The sequence below is a fragment of the Sphingobium sp. genome (assembly GCF_003248505.1).
In the GTDB taxonomy this organism is placed as follows: domain Bacteria; phylum Pseudomonadota; class Alphaproteobacteria; order Sphingomonadales; family Sphingomonadaceae; genus Sphingobium.
Map to the genome: position 1 here is coordinate 40,259 of NZ_QFOA01000004.1, position 14,649 is coordinate 54,907.

Annotated in this window: 17 protein-coding genes; 16 read left to right on the top strand and 1 reads right to left on the bottom strand. The window is 64.6% G+C overall.

Annotated elements, in window-relative coordinates; all coding sequences use genetic code 11:
* Window positions 1–16: 16 nt before the first annotated feature.
* From DI606_RS02925 to DI606_RS02950, 6 genes are all read left to right on the top strand, one after another.
* Window positions 17–349 carry an AtpZ/AtpI family protein gene (locus tag DI606_RS02925; RefSeq protein WP_293979666.1) on the top strand — a complete coding sequence of 111 codons (333 nt, stop codon included), beginning with the start codon at window positions 17–19 and terminating at the stop codon, window positions 347–349.
* 38 nt (window positions 350–387) lie between these two features.
* Window positions 388–1,173, top strand: a complete 786-nt coding sequence (locus DI606_RS02930; protein ID WP_293979667.1) for a F0F1 ATP synthase subunit A — start codon at window positions 388–390, stop codon at window positions 1,171–1,173.
* 52 nt (window positions 1,174–1,225) lie between these two features.
* A complete protein-coding gene (locus DI606_RS02935) occupies window positions 1,226–1,453 on the top strand; it encodes a F0F1 ATP synthase subunit C (protein WP_004207392.1) in 228 nt (75 codons plus the stop codon).
* Window positions 1,454–1,541: 88 nt separating this feature from the next.
* Entirely contained in the window at window positions 1,542–2,036 is a 495-nt protein-coding gene (locus DI606_RS02940) for an ATPase (protein WP_293979668.1), read from the top strand.
* Window positions 2,029–2,646 (top strand): F0F1 ATP synthase subunit B, encoded by a 618-nt coding sequence (locus DI606_RS02945; protein ID WP_293979669.1) that lies wholly within the window; start codon window positions 2,029–2,031, stop codon window positions 2,644–2,646. The genes DI606_RS02940 and DI606_RS02945 overlap by 8 nt, the downstream gene beginning before the upstream one ends.
* A 128-nt stretch (window positions 2,647–2,774) precedes the next feature.
* The gene (locus DI606_RS02950) at window positions 2,775–3,503 is read left to right on the top strand and encodes an SDR family NAD(P)-dependent oxidoreductase (protein WP_293979670.1); all 729 of its coding nucleotides are present in this window, start codon (window positions 2,775–2,777) and stop codon (window positions 3,501–3,503) included.
* 36 nt (window positions 3,504–3,539) lie between these two features.
* Here the strand turns inward: DI606_RS02950 and DI606_RS02955 are convergent, their stop codons facing one another.
* Complete coding sequence (locus DI606_RS02955) at window positions 3,540–4,592, bottom strand: NAD(P)-dependent alcohol dehydrogenase (protein ID WP_293979671.1); 1,053 nt, start codon at window positions 4,590–4,592, stop codon at window positions 3,540–3,542.
* Window positions 4,593–4,714: 122 nt separating this feature from the next.
* Between DI606_RS02955 and uvrC the strand changes: the two genes are divergently transcribed.
* From uvrC to DI606_RS03005, 10 genes are all read left to right on the top strand, one after another.
* Window positions 4,715–6,628: an excinuclease ABC subunit UvrC gene (gene uvrC, locus DI606_RS02960; RefSeq protein ID WP_293979672.1), complete on the top strand. Its 1,914-nt coding sequence runs from the start codon at window positions 4,715–4,717 to the stop codon at window positions 6,626–6,628.
* A gap of 88 nt (window positions 6,629–6,716) precedes the next feature.
* Window positions 6,717–7,334 carry a hypothetical protein gene (locus DI606_RS02965; RefSeq protein ID WP_293979674.1) on the top strand — a complete coding sequence of 206 codons (618 nt, stop codon included), beginning with the start codon at window positions 6,717–6,719 and terminating at the stop codon, window positions 7,332–7,334.
* 81 nt (window positions 7,335–7,415) lie between these two features.
* Entirely contained in the window at window positions 7,416–8,780 is a 1,365-nt protein-coding gene (locus DI606_RS02970; protein ID WP_293979676.1) for an NAD-dependent succinate-semialdehyde dehydrogenase, read from the top strand.
* A gap of 51 nt (window positions 8,781–8,831) precedes the next feature.
* Complete coding sequence (gene recO, locus DI606_RS02975; protein ID WP_293979678.1) at window positions 8,832–9,566, top strand: DNA repair protein RecO; 735 nt, start codon at window positions 8,832–8,834, stop codon at window positions 9,564–9,566.
* 49 nt (window positions 9,567–9,615) lie between these two features.
* Window positions 9,616–10,659 (top strand): 3-isopropylmalate dehydrogenase, encoded by a 1,044-nt coding sequence (gene leuB / locus DI606_RS02980; RefSeq protein ID WP_293979680.1) that lies wholly within the window; start codon window positions 9,616–9,618, stop codon window positions 10,657–10,659.
* A gap of 76 nt (window positions 10,660–10,735) precedes the next feature.
* Window positions 10,736–11,149, top strand: coding sequence for a hypothetical protein (locus DI606_RS02985; protein WP_293979681.1), 414 nt, complete (start codon window positions 10,736–10,738; stop codon window positions 11,147–11,149).
* 61 nt (window positions 11,150–11,210) lie between these two features.
* Window positions 11,211–12,209, top strand: coding sequence for a threonine dehydratase (locus DI606_RS02990; protein ID WP_293979682.1), 999 nt, complete (start codon window positions 11,211–11,213; stop codon window positions 12,207–12,209).
* On the top strand, window positions 12,206–13,414 hold the full coding sequence (locus tag DI606_RS02995) for an aminotransferase class I/II-fold pyridoxal phosphate-dependent enzyme (protein ID WP_293979683.1): 1,209 nt from the start codon (window positions 12,206–12,208) through the stop codon (window positions 13,412–13,414). Before DI606_RS02990 ends, DI606_RS02995 begins: the two co-directional genes overlap by 4 nt.
* 33 nt (window positions 13,415–13,447) lie before the next feature.
* The gene (gene apaG, locus DI606_RS03000; protein WP_293979685.1) at window positions 13,448–13,846 is read left to right on the top strand and encodes a Co2+/Mg2+ efflux protein ApaG; all 399 of its coding nucleotides are present in this window, start codon (window positions 13,448–13,450) and stop codon (window positions 13,844–13,846) included.
* The gene (locus DI606_RS03005) at window positions 13,843–14,634 is read left to right on the top strand and encodes a LysR family transcriptional regulator (RefSeq protein WP_293979686.1); all 792 of its coding nucleotides are present in this window, start codon (window positions 13,843–13,845) and stop codon (window positions 14,632–14,634) included. Before apaG ends, DI606_RS03005 begins: the two co-directional genes overlap by 4 nt.
* Window positions 14,635–14,649 lie beyond the last annotated feature (15 nt).

A 14,649-nucleotide genomic window follows, 5' to 3' on the forward strand; every position in this document is an offset into this window, starting at 1 on the left:
TTTGTGGAGCAGGATGATGGCAGCGGATACACCCGGACAGGACCCGGCGGGCGAGGACTCGCGGATCGCTTCCCTTGAGGAACGGATCGCGAAGGCCGAGCGTGTCGAAAAGGTCAGGCAGGGGGCCAGGGAGCAGCAGGCGGACGACGGGTCTCGCCTCGGCAACAGGGTGCTTGCGGAACTGATCGGCGGTCTTGTCGGCGGTGCGTTGATCGGCTGGGTCCTCGACCGGCTGATCGGTACGTCGCCCTGGCTCCTGCTCGTCTTCCTCGGTCTCGGGATCGTGGCGGCGTTCAGGAACATCATAAGATTGACGACGGTCAAGCGTCCCGACGAACAGGGACGCTGAAGCCCAAGTCCGAATGCGTGAACGTTACAGGGGTCAACGTGGCAGAATCCGGCAAGATCGATCCGATGCATCAATTCGCTATCGAACCTTTGTTCGGTACGGATCATTGGTCGGTTGGCGGTTACAATCTCGCCTTCACCAATAGCGCGCTCTACATGGTCGCCGCTGCGATCGTGCTGTGGATCTTCGTGGTCGGCGGCATGAAGCGGGAACTGGTGCCGGGTCGCTGGCAGATGGCGGTCGAATATATGACCGGCTTCATCAAGAACCTTCTGATCGCCAATATCGGTGACAAGGGCCGCAAATATATTCCTTACGTCTTTTCGCTCTTCATGTTCATTCTGCTGGCGAACCTGCTGGGTCTGTTGCCGCTCGGCCTGTTCGGGCTGCACCCCTTCACCTTCACCAGTCATTTCACCGCCACCGGCGTGCTCGCCATCATGAGCTTCTCGATCGTGCTGATCGTGGGCTTCTACAAGCATGGCCTGCACTTCTTCTCGCTGTTCGTGCCGCACGGCACGCCGGCGCTGATGGTGGTGCCGCTCTTCTTCATCGAACTCGTATCCTTCATGGTTCGCCCGTTCAGCCTCGGCCTGCGTCTCTTCGTCGCGATGACCGCCGGGCACGTGCTCCTGAAGGTGCTTGCGGGTTTCGTCATCAACAGCGCCAACGCGTCGCCCGCTCTCGGCTTCACGGTGGGCACGGCCAGCTTCATCCTGATGATCGGGATCAGCGCACTGGAAGTGCTCGTTGCGGTCATCCAGGCCTATGTGTTCGCGCTGCTGACCTCGGTCTATCTCAACGATGCCGAGAACCTGCACTGAGATTTTATCCGATTTCCTCAACCTTTTCTGATTTAACAAGGGAGTTTACGACATGGACGCAGAAGCTGCAAAGCTGCTCGGTGCTGGCCTGGCCGCGATCGGTGCGGGCATCGCCGCCCTCGGTGTGGGCAACGTGTTCAGCAGCTTCCTGGAAGGCGCGCTGCGCAATCCGGGCGCTGCCGACGGCCAGCAGGGCCGCCTGTTCATCGGTTTCGCCGCGGCGGAACTTCTGGGTCTGCTGGCGTTCGTTATCGCCATGATCCTGGTGTTCGTGGCCTGACACGAAATGGACGCGGGCAGGTCCGGCAATGGCCGGTCTGCCCGCTCCCCTGATTTTTACCGCCCTCTGACCGGACGGACCCCGTAAGATGCCACAAATCGCGCAAATCGCCGATACATATGCCAGCCAGATTTTCTGGCTGCTGCTGACGTTCGGCTTCGTTTTCTTCGTCATCGGCCTTGGCATGGTGCCCAAGGTGCAGGGGACGGCGGACGCACGCGACGCGAAGATCAGCGGAGATCTGGACGCGGCCAAGGCGGCCTTCGCTCGTGCCGACGAGGCCGAAGCCGACTATAAGGTCCGCGATGCGGCGAACCGCTCCGCCGCGCAGGCGGTGGTGGCGAAGGCCAAGGCGGATGCGACGAAGGCTTCGGAAACGCAGTTGGCTGCCGCGGACGCGGAAGTGGCCGCCAAGATCGCGGCTGCCGAAGCCCGCATCCAGGCAGCGAGCAACGCTGCCTTGACGCAGATCGAAACCGTCGCCGCCGATGCGGCGCGTGACATGGTGGCGCGCATCTCCGGCGTGGAAGCGTCGGACGAAGCGGCCCGCAACGCAGTAAAGGCGGCACTGGCCCATGGCTGAGGCAGCAGCACAGCAAAATGGCGCGGACACCGCGCCTAACCTCGACCAGGCGATCCATGCCGAGGGTATGGAACCGATCGGTACCGTGGCTCATGAAGGCGTTGCGCCGCATACCGATCCCAGAGCGGTCGGCATGGACGCGACCGCGTGGGTAAGCCTCGCGATGGCGGTCTTCATCCTGATCTTGCTGGTCAAGAAGGTGCCCGCGGTGATTGGCGGCGCGCTGGACGGTCGCATCGCCCAGATCAAGGAACAGCTCGCCGAAGCAGCGAGACTGCGCGCCGAAGCCGAAGCGCTCAAGGGCGAGTATGAGGCAAAGCTGACCGCCGCCACCGCTGAAGCCGAAGCGTTGCGCAAGGCTGCCGAGCATGAGGCCGAAAGCCTGATCGCGGACGCGAAGGTCAATGCACAGGCACTGGTCGCTCGCCGCCAGAAGATGGCCGAGGACAAGATCGGCGCCGCCGAACGCGCCGCCATCGCAGGCATCCGCGCCAAGGCCGTCAACGCAGCGACCTCTGCCGCCGCAACCTTGATCGCGCAGGGTCACGATGCCCAGGCCGACAAGCTTCTGGTCGACCGCGCGATCGGAGGCATCGGCACCATCAACTGACGACATGTGTTCGTGGAACGCTAAAAGAGCCGGTGCGATTCGTCGCGCCGGCTCTTTTGCTTTGGCTGTATCGGCGCTGTTCGATCGGCCATGTGGCGGCTGTCGGGCTCGCAGGTTAGCTAGCCCTGATGAGTGATATCGAAACGGCACGGTCTGCGTGCGTATTTGGCGCGAGCGGCGGGATCGGAGCGGCATTGGCGAGCCGGATCGCAGCGAGGGACGATATCGATATCGTCCATGCAGGCGCGCGATCCTCGGTTGCGGACGGGCCGAAGCTGCGGCCTTTTCGGTTCGATCTTAAGAATGAGGCAACGCTGGAAGCCGCCGCTGCGGGGATGGCGGACGCGCCGCCGCGCCTCATCATCGTGGCGACCGGAATGCTGCACGATACGGGCACCCAGCCGGAAAAATCGCTCAGGGCGCAGACCGCGGACTCCTATGCCCGCCTGTTCGCCGTCAACGCGACAGGGCCTGCGTTGATCGCCAAGCACATGCTCGCCCGACCGCCTCGCGAAGGACGCCTCGTCTTCGCGGCACTCTCCGCGCGAGTGGGTTCGATTACGGACAATCGGCTGGGCGGCTGGCACGCCTACCGCGCGTCGAAAGCGGCGCTCAACATGATCGTGCGCAACGTCGCGATCGAGCTTGCCCGCATCAATCCTGACGCGATAGCAGTGACATTGCATCCCAGCACGGTGGATACCGGCCTGTCAGCGCCGTTCCAGCGCAACGTGGCAGCAGGCCGACTCTTTTCCCCCGACTGTTCGGCGCAGCGACTTCTCGATGTGCTCGACGGTTTGACGCCGGAACAGTCGGGGCAATGCTTCGCCTGGGACGGAACGGTCATCCCCTATTGAACGGGCGCTCCGCCAATGGAGCGCCCGCCTCGCGGTTCAGGCGGCCAGTGTCGCGTTATCGATCACGAAGCGATATTTGACGTCGCTCTTCTGCATTCGGGCATAGGCCGTTTCGATGTCCTGCGCCCTGATCATCTCGATGTCGGCGGTGATCCCCTTTTCCGCACAGAAGTCGAGCATCTCCTGCGTTTCGGCGATGCCGCCGATGAGCGATCCGGCGATGGACTTCCGCCCGAAAATCAGCACGCCCACGCTGGGCGAGGGGTGGGGATGTTCTGGCACGCCGACCACCGTCAGCGTGCCGTCCCGCTTCAGCAACATGGTGAACTGGTCGAGATTGTGGCTGGCCGCGACCGTGTTGAGGATGAAATCGAAGCTGCCGGCATGGGCCTGCATCTCCGCTTCGTTGCGCGATACCACCACTTCGTCGGCGCCCAGATCGAGCGCGTCCTGTCGCTTCGCTTCGGAAGTGGTGAAGGCGACGACATGAGCGCCGAGCGCGTGGGCCAGCTTCACGCCCATATGACCCAGGCCGCCGATGCCGACGATCCCGACCTTCTTGCCGGGCCCGACATTCCAGTGGCGAAGCGGCGACCAGGTGGTGATGCCCGCGCACAGCAAAGGCGCGACGGCGGCGAGCTGCGTTTCGGGATGGCCGATCTTGAGGACGAACTTGTCCTTGACGACGATGCTCTGCGCATAGCCGCCCAGTGTGTGACCGGGCGCGTCGGGGGTCGGGCCGTTATAGGTGCCGACGAACCCGTTCTCGCAATATTGCTCAAGCCCTTCCGCGCAGGACGCGCAATGCTGGCAGCTATCGACCATGCAGCCAACGCCGACCAGATCGCCGACCTTGAACTGGTCGACGGCATCGCCGACCGCCGTCACCTTGCCAACGATCTCATGCCCCGGGACGCAGGGATACAGCGTGCCGTCCCATTCGGAGCGAACCTGGTGCAGGTCGGAATGGCAGACCCCGCAATAGGCGATGGCGATCTGCACGTCGTCCGCTCCCACAGCGCGGCGATCGATGTCGATGGGTTCGAGCGGTTTGTCGGCGGCATAGGCGCCATAGGCTTTGACGGTCATGAACGCGTCCCTTTAGGATATGGAAAGTCGCGCGGGTGGCGCGGCGCTGTAGATGGGAGCGCAAACGGCGCGGTCAACCCCACCGCCATTGCCAAACAGCCCGGCAACGCTATCTGACACCCATGTCCGGCCCGCAATCCCCCGACCGTTTCAACGAAGACAAGGCGACTTACACCGTGACCGGCAGCCAGCCGGATATCGACACGGGCGCGGCCGCCATCCGCACCGTGCTCAAGACGCTGCCCATCCGACCCGGCGTTTACCGGATGCAGGATGCGCGCGGCGACGTGCTTTATGTGGGAAAGGCGCGGGCGCTCAGGAACCGCGTCGCCAACTATACGCAGGTCGACCGCCTGCCCAAGCGCCTGCAACGCATGGTCGCCCAGACCCGCAGCATGACCATCGTCACCACCAACAGCGAGGCGGAGGCTCTGCTGCTGGAGGCGCAGCTCATCAAGCGTTACCGCCCGCCCTACAATGTCCTGCTGCGCGACGACAAAAGCTTTCCTTTCATCCTGCTGCGGGAAGACCATGCCTTTCCGCGCGTCCAGAAGCATCGGGGCGCACGCAAGGCGAAGGGGCGTTATTACGGTCCCTTCGCCAGTGCCGGATCGGTGACGCGCACAATCAACGCGCTGCAAAAGCTGTTTCTGCTGCGGTCCTGCACCGACAGCTTCTTCGCCAACCGTTCGCGCCCCTGCCTGCTCTATCAAATCAAGCGGTGTTCGGCGCCCTGCGTCGACCGCATCGACGCGGACGGTTATGCCGAACTGGTGCGCGACGCGCAGGATTTTCTCGGCGGCAAGTCGACTGCGGTGCAGAAAAAGCTGGGCACGGCGATGCAGGCCGCGTCGGACGCGATGGATTTCGAGCAGGCGGCGGTCATCCGCGATAGGTTGAAAGCGCTGACCTTCATCCAGGGCAGCCAGGCGATCAATGCCGAGGGGCTGGGCGACGCCGATATCTTCGCGCTGGCGGAAAAGGGCGGGGCGATGTGCATCCAGGCCTTCTTCATCCGGGGCGGGCAGAATTGGGGGCATCGCAGCTTCTTCCCGGTCCACACCGCCGATGTGGCGACCGAGGAAGTGCTGGAGAGCTTCATGGCGCAATTCTATGAGGAAGTGCCTCCGCCGAAGCTGATCCTGACGGATCGCGAACCCGCCGAGTGCGACCTGATGGCGCAAGCGCTGACCGAGCGGATGGGAAGCCGCGTCCGCATCGAAGTGCCCCAGCGCGGCGAACGCACCCGCCTCATCAGTCAGGCACAGCGCAATGCGGTGGAGGCGCTCGACCGGCGGCTCGCCGAAACGACCAGCCAGGGCCGCATCATGGAGGAGATGGTCGAGACGTTCGGGCTGGAGGGCGTGCCCGACCGGATCGAAATCTATGACAACAGCCATATTCAGGGCGCACACGCGCTGGGGGCGATGGTGGTGGCGGGGCCGGAGGGTTTCCGCAAGAACGCCTATCGAAAGTTCAACATGAAGAACCCGGAAACCTCGAACGACGATTTCGCGATGATGCGAGAGATGTTCGAGCGGCGGTTCGGGCGCGCGCAAAAGGAAGATCCGGACCGTGAGAGCGGGGAATGGCCAGACCTCGTCCTGATCGACGGGGGCAAGGGGCAATTGTCCGTCGCCCGCGCGATGCTGGAGGAAATGGGGATAGAAGACGTGAATATGATCGGCGTCGCCAAGGGGCCGCATCACGGTCGCGAAGGGCGGGAGGTCTTCCACTTGATGGACGGGCGCGAGATCACCTTCCCGCTGAACCATCCGGTGCTGTTTTATCTCCAGCGCCTGCGCGACGAAGCCCACCGCTTCGCCATCGGCGCGCACCGGGCGAAACGCAGCAAGGCGATCACCGTGTCGTCGCTCGACGAAGTGCCGGGTATCGGTCCTGCGCGCAAGAAGGCGCTGCTCATGCATTTCGGGACAGCCCGTGCGGTGCGCGACGCGGCGCTGGACGACCTGCAACGCGCACCGGGCGTGTCGAAGGCGGTGGCGCAGCAGGTCTACGACTATTTCCACGGCTGATCGCGCCGAGCGTTAACCACCGGCGGAAGGGGCGACTTAACCCGTTGGCGTTATTCCGATAGGCCTTTCCTGCCGGAGACGCCCGCCGATGCGCTTTTGCCTTGCCGCCCTGATGCCGTTGCTGCTGTTCGCTTCGGGCGCGCAGGCGCGGCAGGTCAAGCCGATCCAGCCTTTGGCGCTTGTCGGCCAACCGGTCAGGATCACCGGCATGGACCTGGCCTTTGCGTCCGGCATTCTCGACGAACTGGCGGAAAGCGACGCCAAGGCAGCGCGCAAACGGGCGGACGCGCAACTGCCGCCGCTCGACCCGGCGAGCTATCCCGCAGGCTCCTTCGACGGCGACGCCTATTCGACCATGCCCTTCAAACAGATGTTCCCGCTGGTGATTCGCGATGTGACGCGCGACTGGCGGCTGGACAGCGGAACGCCCGTATTCCTTCGGGTGACGATCGACGACCTCAAGACAGCGGATGCCGCCGTCGCCATCCTGCTGGGCGCGAGCGCGGACATGCTGCGCGGGACGGTCGATGTGATCGACGCGGGCAGCGGCGCGTCCGTCGGGTCTTTCCGGGTGGAGGTGGTCGACGTGAGGGCAGGCTGGGCCGGTATGCTGGTGCGTGGTGGCGGCATCAGGGAAAGGCTGGCCGAAGAATTCGGAATGGAGATTTCCCGCTATATCTCCGGTCGGAAAAAAAAGGATAGCTGACGCTTTTCCTGCCAGGATCGAGGATCGCTGTTGCCGTTCGCGCGCTTGTGGCGCTGACAGACAAGATGGGAAGCATGATCCATGATGAAAAGCGTCAACCCCGCTACCGGCGAGACCATCGCCACACATGACGAGATGGCAAGCGACGCGGTGAACGCGGCGCTGGACCGGGCTACCGCGGCGTTCGCCCAGTGGCGGCAGAGCGACGTGGCGGATCGCGTGGCGTTGCTGGAGCGGCTGGCCGACACCTACGCCGCCCATCGGGACCGGCTGGCACGCATGGCAACGGACGAAATGGGCAAGACGCTGAAGTCCGCGCTCGCCGAAGTCGACAAATGCGTCGCCTGTTTCCGTCACTACGCCAAGGAAGGTCCGGCGATGCTGGAAGGCGGCAGCATCCCGCTGGCATCGGGCGGAAAGGCCGATCTCGTCTGGCTCCCCATCGGCCCGGTGCTGGCGGTGATGCCGTGGAATTTCCCTTACTGGCAGGTCGTCCGCTTCCTCGCCCCCTGCGTTCTTGCCGGCAATGTCGGCCTGCTCAAACATGCGAGCAATGTGCAGGGCGTCGCCGCGCTCATGCAGGAGATGATGACGCAGGCCGGCGCGCCTGAGGGATTGTTCCAGAACCTGCCGATCAGGTCCGATGCCGTGGCTGCGATCGTCGTGGACGACAGGGTCGCTGCCGTGACGCTGACCGGCAGCGAAGGGGCGGGGCGCGCCGTCGCGCAGCAGGCGGGCAAAGCGCTCAAGAAGGCGGTGCTGGAACTGGGCGGGTCGGACCCGTTCATCGTCATGCCGTCCGCCGATCTCGACAAGGCGGTCAGGGAAGCGGTGACCGCGCGTGTCCAGAACACGGGGCAAAGCTGCATCTGCGGCAAGCGCATGATCGTCCATACCGACATCTACGACGCGTTCCTCGAACGCTATACCGCTGCCATGGCGGCAGTGAAGGCGGGCGACCCGCTCGACGAGGGGAGCGACATGGGGCCGCTCTCCAGTGCGGAGCAGCGCGACACGGTGCTGGACCAGATCGCACGCATGAAGGCCGCAGGCGCAAGCCTGACCGGGGGGGAAGTCGTGGAAGGGCCGGGCGCGTTCATGACGGCAGGTATCCTGACCGATGTGCCGGTCGATGCCGCGTTGATGGGGGAAGAGATTTTCGGACCCGTCGCGATGCTATTCCGCGCAAAGGATGCCGATGACGCCATCGCTATCGCCAATGCCATTCCCTATGGCCTCGGATCGTCCGTGTGGACTCGCGATGCAGCGGAAGAGGCACGGTTCGTCCGCGACCTCCAGGCGGGTATGACCGCGGTCAATCAGATGCTTGCCTCCGCGCCCGAAGCGCCGTTCGGCGGGGTCAAGCGGTCCGGGCACGGCCGTGAACTGGGCCCGTTCGGCCTTCATGAGTTCATGAACCTCAAAAGCGTCTATCGCGCGGCGTAAGGAAAGGCTCCGCGCTATCGCTACGCGCGCGATGGCTCTATGCCCTGATCCATGCCTTCGCTCGCCACGCCCGCCATCGTTTGCGCCGTGCACCATCATGGCGAGCATGGCGCGATCGTGCGGTTGCTGACGCCCGATCACGGTCTGTTGCCGGGATATGTGCGGGGCGGGCGGTCGCGCGTGCTCAGACCGATATTGCTGCCCGGCAATTCGGTTGTGGCGCAGTTCCGGTCGCGCACCGAAGAGCAGCTTTCGGGGCTGACCGTCGAATTGGCGCACAGCCGCGCTCCGCTGCACGCCGAGCCGCTTCCGGCGGCAGCCATCGAATGGAGCTGCGCGCTGACGGCGGCGGCCCTGTCGGAAGGCACCCCGCACGCTACGCTGTTCGACGCGTTGTCCGCCCTGCTCGATGCCGTCGAAGCAGCACCCGCCGCGCGGGGCTGGGCCGCCGCGCTCGTGCGATATGAAATGCTGCTGCTGGCAGAGATGGGTTTCGGCCTCGACCTTACGCGCTGCGCGGCCACGGGGAATGCCGCCGATCTTGCCTTCGTAAGCCCGCGCAGCGCCGCTGCGGTCAGCCGGGCCGGAGCGTTCGGCTATGAGAGTCGCCTGCTGCCGCTGCCGCCCTTCCTGCTGCAAGGCGGGATGGGCGATTGGGGCCAGATCGTCGACGGGCTGCGCCTCACGGGCTTCTTTCTCGAACGCTCGATCCTGACCGACCGCCGCGCCAGCGTCATCGCCGCGCGGGAGCGGCTGGTCGACCGCCTGAAAAGGGCGGTTGCGTGAAAGCTCCTGTCTCCATAAGGGGCGGGCACGCAATAAAAGGAGTCCCGCCATGCTCATCGCCCTGTTCCCCGGAGACGGCATCGGTCCCGAAATCCTGACGCAGGCACGGCGGGTGCTCGATGCGCTGGCAATCGACGGCCTGACCTATGAGGAGGGGCTGGTCGGCGGCGTGGCCTACAAGGCGGTTGGCCATCCGCTGCCGCCCGAAACGCTTGCCACTGCGAAACGCGCCGATGCGATCCTGTTCGGCGCGGTGGGCGATCCGGACTGCGACGCGCTGGAGCGGCATTTGCGCCCTGAGCAGGCGATCCTGGGGCTGCGAAAGGAACTGGGCCTTTTTTCCAACCTGCGTCCGGCCAAGGTCTTTCCCGAACTGGCGGACGAATCGGCGCTCAAGCCCGAAGTCGCCGCTGCCATCGACCTGTTGATCGTGCGGGAAACGAACGGTGACGTCTATTTCGGCGAAAAGGGCTTCCGCAAGACCGCCGACGGCCTGCGCGAAGGTTATGACATCATGTCCTATAATGAGGCGGAGGTTCGCCGCATCGCCCATGCGGGGTTCCAGGCGGCCCGCGCACGGCGGGGCAAGCTCTGCTCGGTAGACAAGGCCAATGTGCTGGAAACCAGCCAGCTGTGGCGTGACGTGGTGATAGAGGTGTCCGCCGACTATCCCGATGTGGCGCTCAGCCACATGTATGTCGACAATGCCGCCATGCAACTGGTGCGCAATCCCGGCCAGTTCGACGTCATCGTGACCGGCAACCTGTTCGGCGACATTCTGTCCGATCAGGCGAGCATGTGTGTCGGATCGATCGGGATGCTGGCGTCCGCGACACTCAACGACAGCAACCAGGGACTCTACGAACCGATCCACGGTTCCGCACCCGATATTGCGGGCCAGGGCAAGGCCAATCCGTTGGCCACCATCCTGTCGGCGGCAATGATGCTGCGCTATTCGCTCGACCTGCCGCAGCAGGCGGACCGGATCGAGGCTGCGGTGGCACAGGCACTGGCAGGGGGCGCGCGCTCGCCCGATCTGGGCGGGCGGCTCTCGACGGTCGAGATGGGCGACGCGGTGCTGGCGGAGCTTTAAGTCGATAATTTGATAAATCTTAGGGAATTGGAAAGCGGTTGGGCCGATCTAGCAAGGTCAGAAGAGGTCGCTTTCCATGAACTATCAACTCGTGCAGGATCATGATGACCTGCGCACCATCATGCGGGATTTCATGACGGCGCTCGATCGCCGGGACATGGCCGATATCGCGCGTCGACGAATCGCATTTTCGCAGATGTTCCGTAGCCATATGGGCCGAGAGGACGAGGCGGTAACCGCATTGCGGCAAAGCCGGAACCCAGTGCGCGATCTGCCGGTCGCTTTCCAGCAGAGCCGCGCTATCGTAGCTCTGTTCCTGCGCTATAGCGATCATGTGAAGCGATGGACGCCCGCAGCGGTGGAGGCGGACTGGGCAGGCTATCGCCATGCCGTGGCGGTGTTGCAACAGGCGCTGCTGGACCGCATGGCATGGGAGGAAGCGCAGCTTCACCCTCTTTTGCCACCCGCGAAAGGCCGCGTCGCCGCCTGACCGGTCCAGTCCCACGCCATCGGTCCTGTCGCGCGCGTGACCGGAAGGCTAAAGGCGCGCGATGAACGATCTTTCCCTCGCCTCGCTTCGCGCCGCTGCGGCCATGGTGCACGCGCAGGTTCCGCCGACGCCGCAATATGCCTGGCCCCTGCTGGCGCAGCGCACAGGATGCGACCTGTGGGTCAAGCATGAGAATCACACGCCCACCGGTGCGTTCAAGGCGCGGGGAGCGATCACCTATATCGACTGGCTGCGGCGCACCCATCCCGAAGTCGAAGGGATCATCACTGCGACCCGCGGCAACCACGGACAGGCGCAGGTGCGCGCTGCCACGGCGGCGGGCCTCAGGGCGACGATCGTCGTCCCTCACGGCAACGCGCGGGAAAAGAATGCGGCGATGCGCGCGTTCGGCGCGACCCTGATCGAACATGGCCATGATTTCGACAGCGCGAAGGCGGAAGCGATACGCCTGTCCGCCGAACAGGGCCTCTACATGGTTCCCGCCTATCATGACGAACTGGTGCGCGGGGTGGCGAGCTATGGCCTCGAACTGTTCGACGCGGTGCCCGATATCGACACCGTCTATGTGCCCGTCGGCTGCGGATCGGGCCTGTGCGGCACCATCGCGGCGCGCGACGCACTTGGCCTTCGCACCAGGATCGTCGGCGTCGTATCGGCGCATGTCGATGCCGCCAAGCGCAGCTTCGAAGAGAAACGGCTCATCGCCAGCCCCACGGCCTATACGTTCGCGGACGGGGTGGCGGTATGCACGCCGGTCCAGGCGGCGCTCGACTATTTCGGGCCGCGCGCCGACCGTTTCATTGGGGTGACCGATGACGAGGTGGCGCACGCCATCCGCGTTTATTGGGAGGACACGCATAATCTGGCCGAGGGAGCAGGCGCGGTGGCGCTTGCCGCTCTTCTTCAGGAAAAGGACGCGATGCGCGGCAAGCGGGTTGCGGTAATCCTCTCGGGCGGTAATGGCGACAGGAGCCAGATGGCCGAGATACTGGGCGGCGCGACGCCGCGCGTCACGATGGATATGCGGAAAGCGATATGAAGCGGAAAAGCGGACAGGACCGGGCTATCACGAGGAACTGGAAGCCCGCGACCCTGGCGGTACGCGGCGGCACGGCGCGCACCGAATATGGCGAAACGTCCGAAGCGCTGTTCCTCACCAGCGGCTACAGCTACGACCGGGCGGAAGACGCTGCGGCGCGCTTTGCCGGCGAGCAGGTCGGGATGACCTACAGCCGTCTGCAAAATCCCACAGTGGAGATGCTGGAACAGCGCATCGCCCTGTTGGAAGGCGCCGAAGCCTGTCGTGCGACCGCAACCGGCATGGCCGCGATGACGGCGGCGTTGCTGTGCCAGTTGTCGGCGGGCGACCATGTGGTGGCGGCCAAGGCGGCGTTCGGGTCATGTCGCTGGCTGACCGACACGTTGTTGCCGAAATTCGGGATCGAAACGACGACGATTGATGCGCGCGACACCGATGCGTGGGAAGCGGCGGCGAAGTCCAATACCAAGGTGTTCTTTTTCGAAACGCCCGCCAATCCGACGATGGATGTCGTGGATCTGGCCGCCGTGTGCGCCATCGCCAAGGCGCGCGGCATCACCACCGTCGTCGACAATGCCTTCGCCTCGCCCGCCCTGCAGCGACCGATGGAATTCGGCGCGGATGTCGTTGCCTACAGCGCGACCAAGATGATGGACGGGCAGGGGCGGGTGCTCGCCGGCGCTGTCTGCGGCACGCGCGACTGGATCGACAATGTGCTCCTGCCCTTCCACCGCAACACCGGGCCGACGTTGTCCGCCTTCAACGCGTGGGTTGTGCTGAAGGGTCTGGAGACGCTGGACCTGCGCATCCGCCGCCAGAGCGAGAACGCGCTCAAGGTCGCGGCCTTCCTCGAAACGCGGCTACCCAAGATACTGTATCCGGGGTTGGAAAGTCATCCCCAGCACGCGCTGGCGATGAAGCAGATGGAGATGGCCGGTCCGATCTTCGCGCTCTATACAGGCGGTGGGCGAGCGCAGGCGCATGGTCTGCTCAACGCGCTGCAGCTGGTCGATATCAGCAACAATATCGGCGATTCGAGATCCCTGATGACGCACCCGGCATCGACCACCCATTTCGGCATGGCGGAGGAAGCGCGACTGGAAGTCGGCATTACCGAAGACATGCTGCGGCTCAATGTGGGGCTGGAGGATGCGGACGACGTCATCGCCGACCTCGATCAGGCATTGAAGGCAATAGGCCGTTGACGGGCGAGGGGTTTGCAGCGCATTTCTGACGCCGTGAACGCACTATTCCCCTTCCACGCGACGACGCGTGACGTAACTGTCCACGTCGCTGTCACTTTCCTGCCCGAACAGTCGGAGCCGGATCGGGGCCGCTGGTTCTGGGCCTATCATATCCGAATCGAAAATCTGGGCGACCAGCCGGTGCAGTTGCTCACCCGCCACTGGATCATCACCGATGGGCGCGGCAACCGGCACCGGGTCGACGGCGACGGTGTGGTCGGGGAACAGCCAGTGGTTCAGCCCGGAAAGAGCTATGACTATGTTTCGGGCTGCCCGCTCAATACGCCGACCGGCTCGATGCAGGGCACATATCGGATGATCGGCTCGAATGGGGACATGTTCGAAATCGCCATTCCCCATTTCGCCCTCATCGCTCCGGCCGTGGCCGAATGAAGCGGACCCACCTCCCGTTGAACGGCCTTCGCGTGCTCGATGCCGCGGCGCGCCATCTGTCCTTCACCCGCGCGGCGGATGAGCTGGCGGTGACGCCAGCGGCGGTCGGCCAGCAGATTCGGGCATTGGAGGACATGCTGGGCGTCGTCCTGTTCCGCCGAACGCCCAAGGGGCTGGAGTTGACGCCGGAGACCGAGGCGGGCCTCGACGCCTTGCGCGCGGGTTTTCTGGAGTTCGAGGAAGCGGTGCGCGCCATGCAGGCGGGGCAATCGAGCCATGCGCTCACCATCGCCGCGCCGCGCGACATCACCGCCAAATGGCTTCAGCCACGTCTGGCCGCCTATGCCGCCAGCCAGCCGGAACTCAGTTTCCAACTGATCGCGGCGGACGAGGCCCTGGATTTTACGGAGGCCAATCTCGACCTTGCGCTGCGCTTTGCGGACGGCGCGGGCGAGCATGAGGGCGTGCGGATCGGAGAAGCCGCCTATGTCACAATCGAGGCGGCGGCGGGCGGTCCGGACCACCGTGTCGACTGGCCCGGTTGCCCTGCCGGTGACAAGCCCGCGACGATCCGCGTGGCAGATGCAGGCCTTGCGATCGACGCGGCGGCAAGCGGCTTTGGCCGGGCCAGCGTGCCGTTGGTGCTGGCGGAAGCCGATATTGCGAGCGGGCGCGTGAGGCAGGTCGGTGATATCGCTGCGACGCCGCTCGGCTACTGGCTCATCGCGCCCTTGCCGCAATGGCGGCAGAAGAAGGTAAAGGCGCTGGTCGAGGCCCTGACGGCCTGACACGGAGGGAAGAGG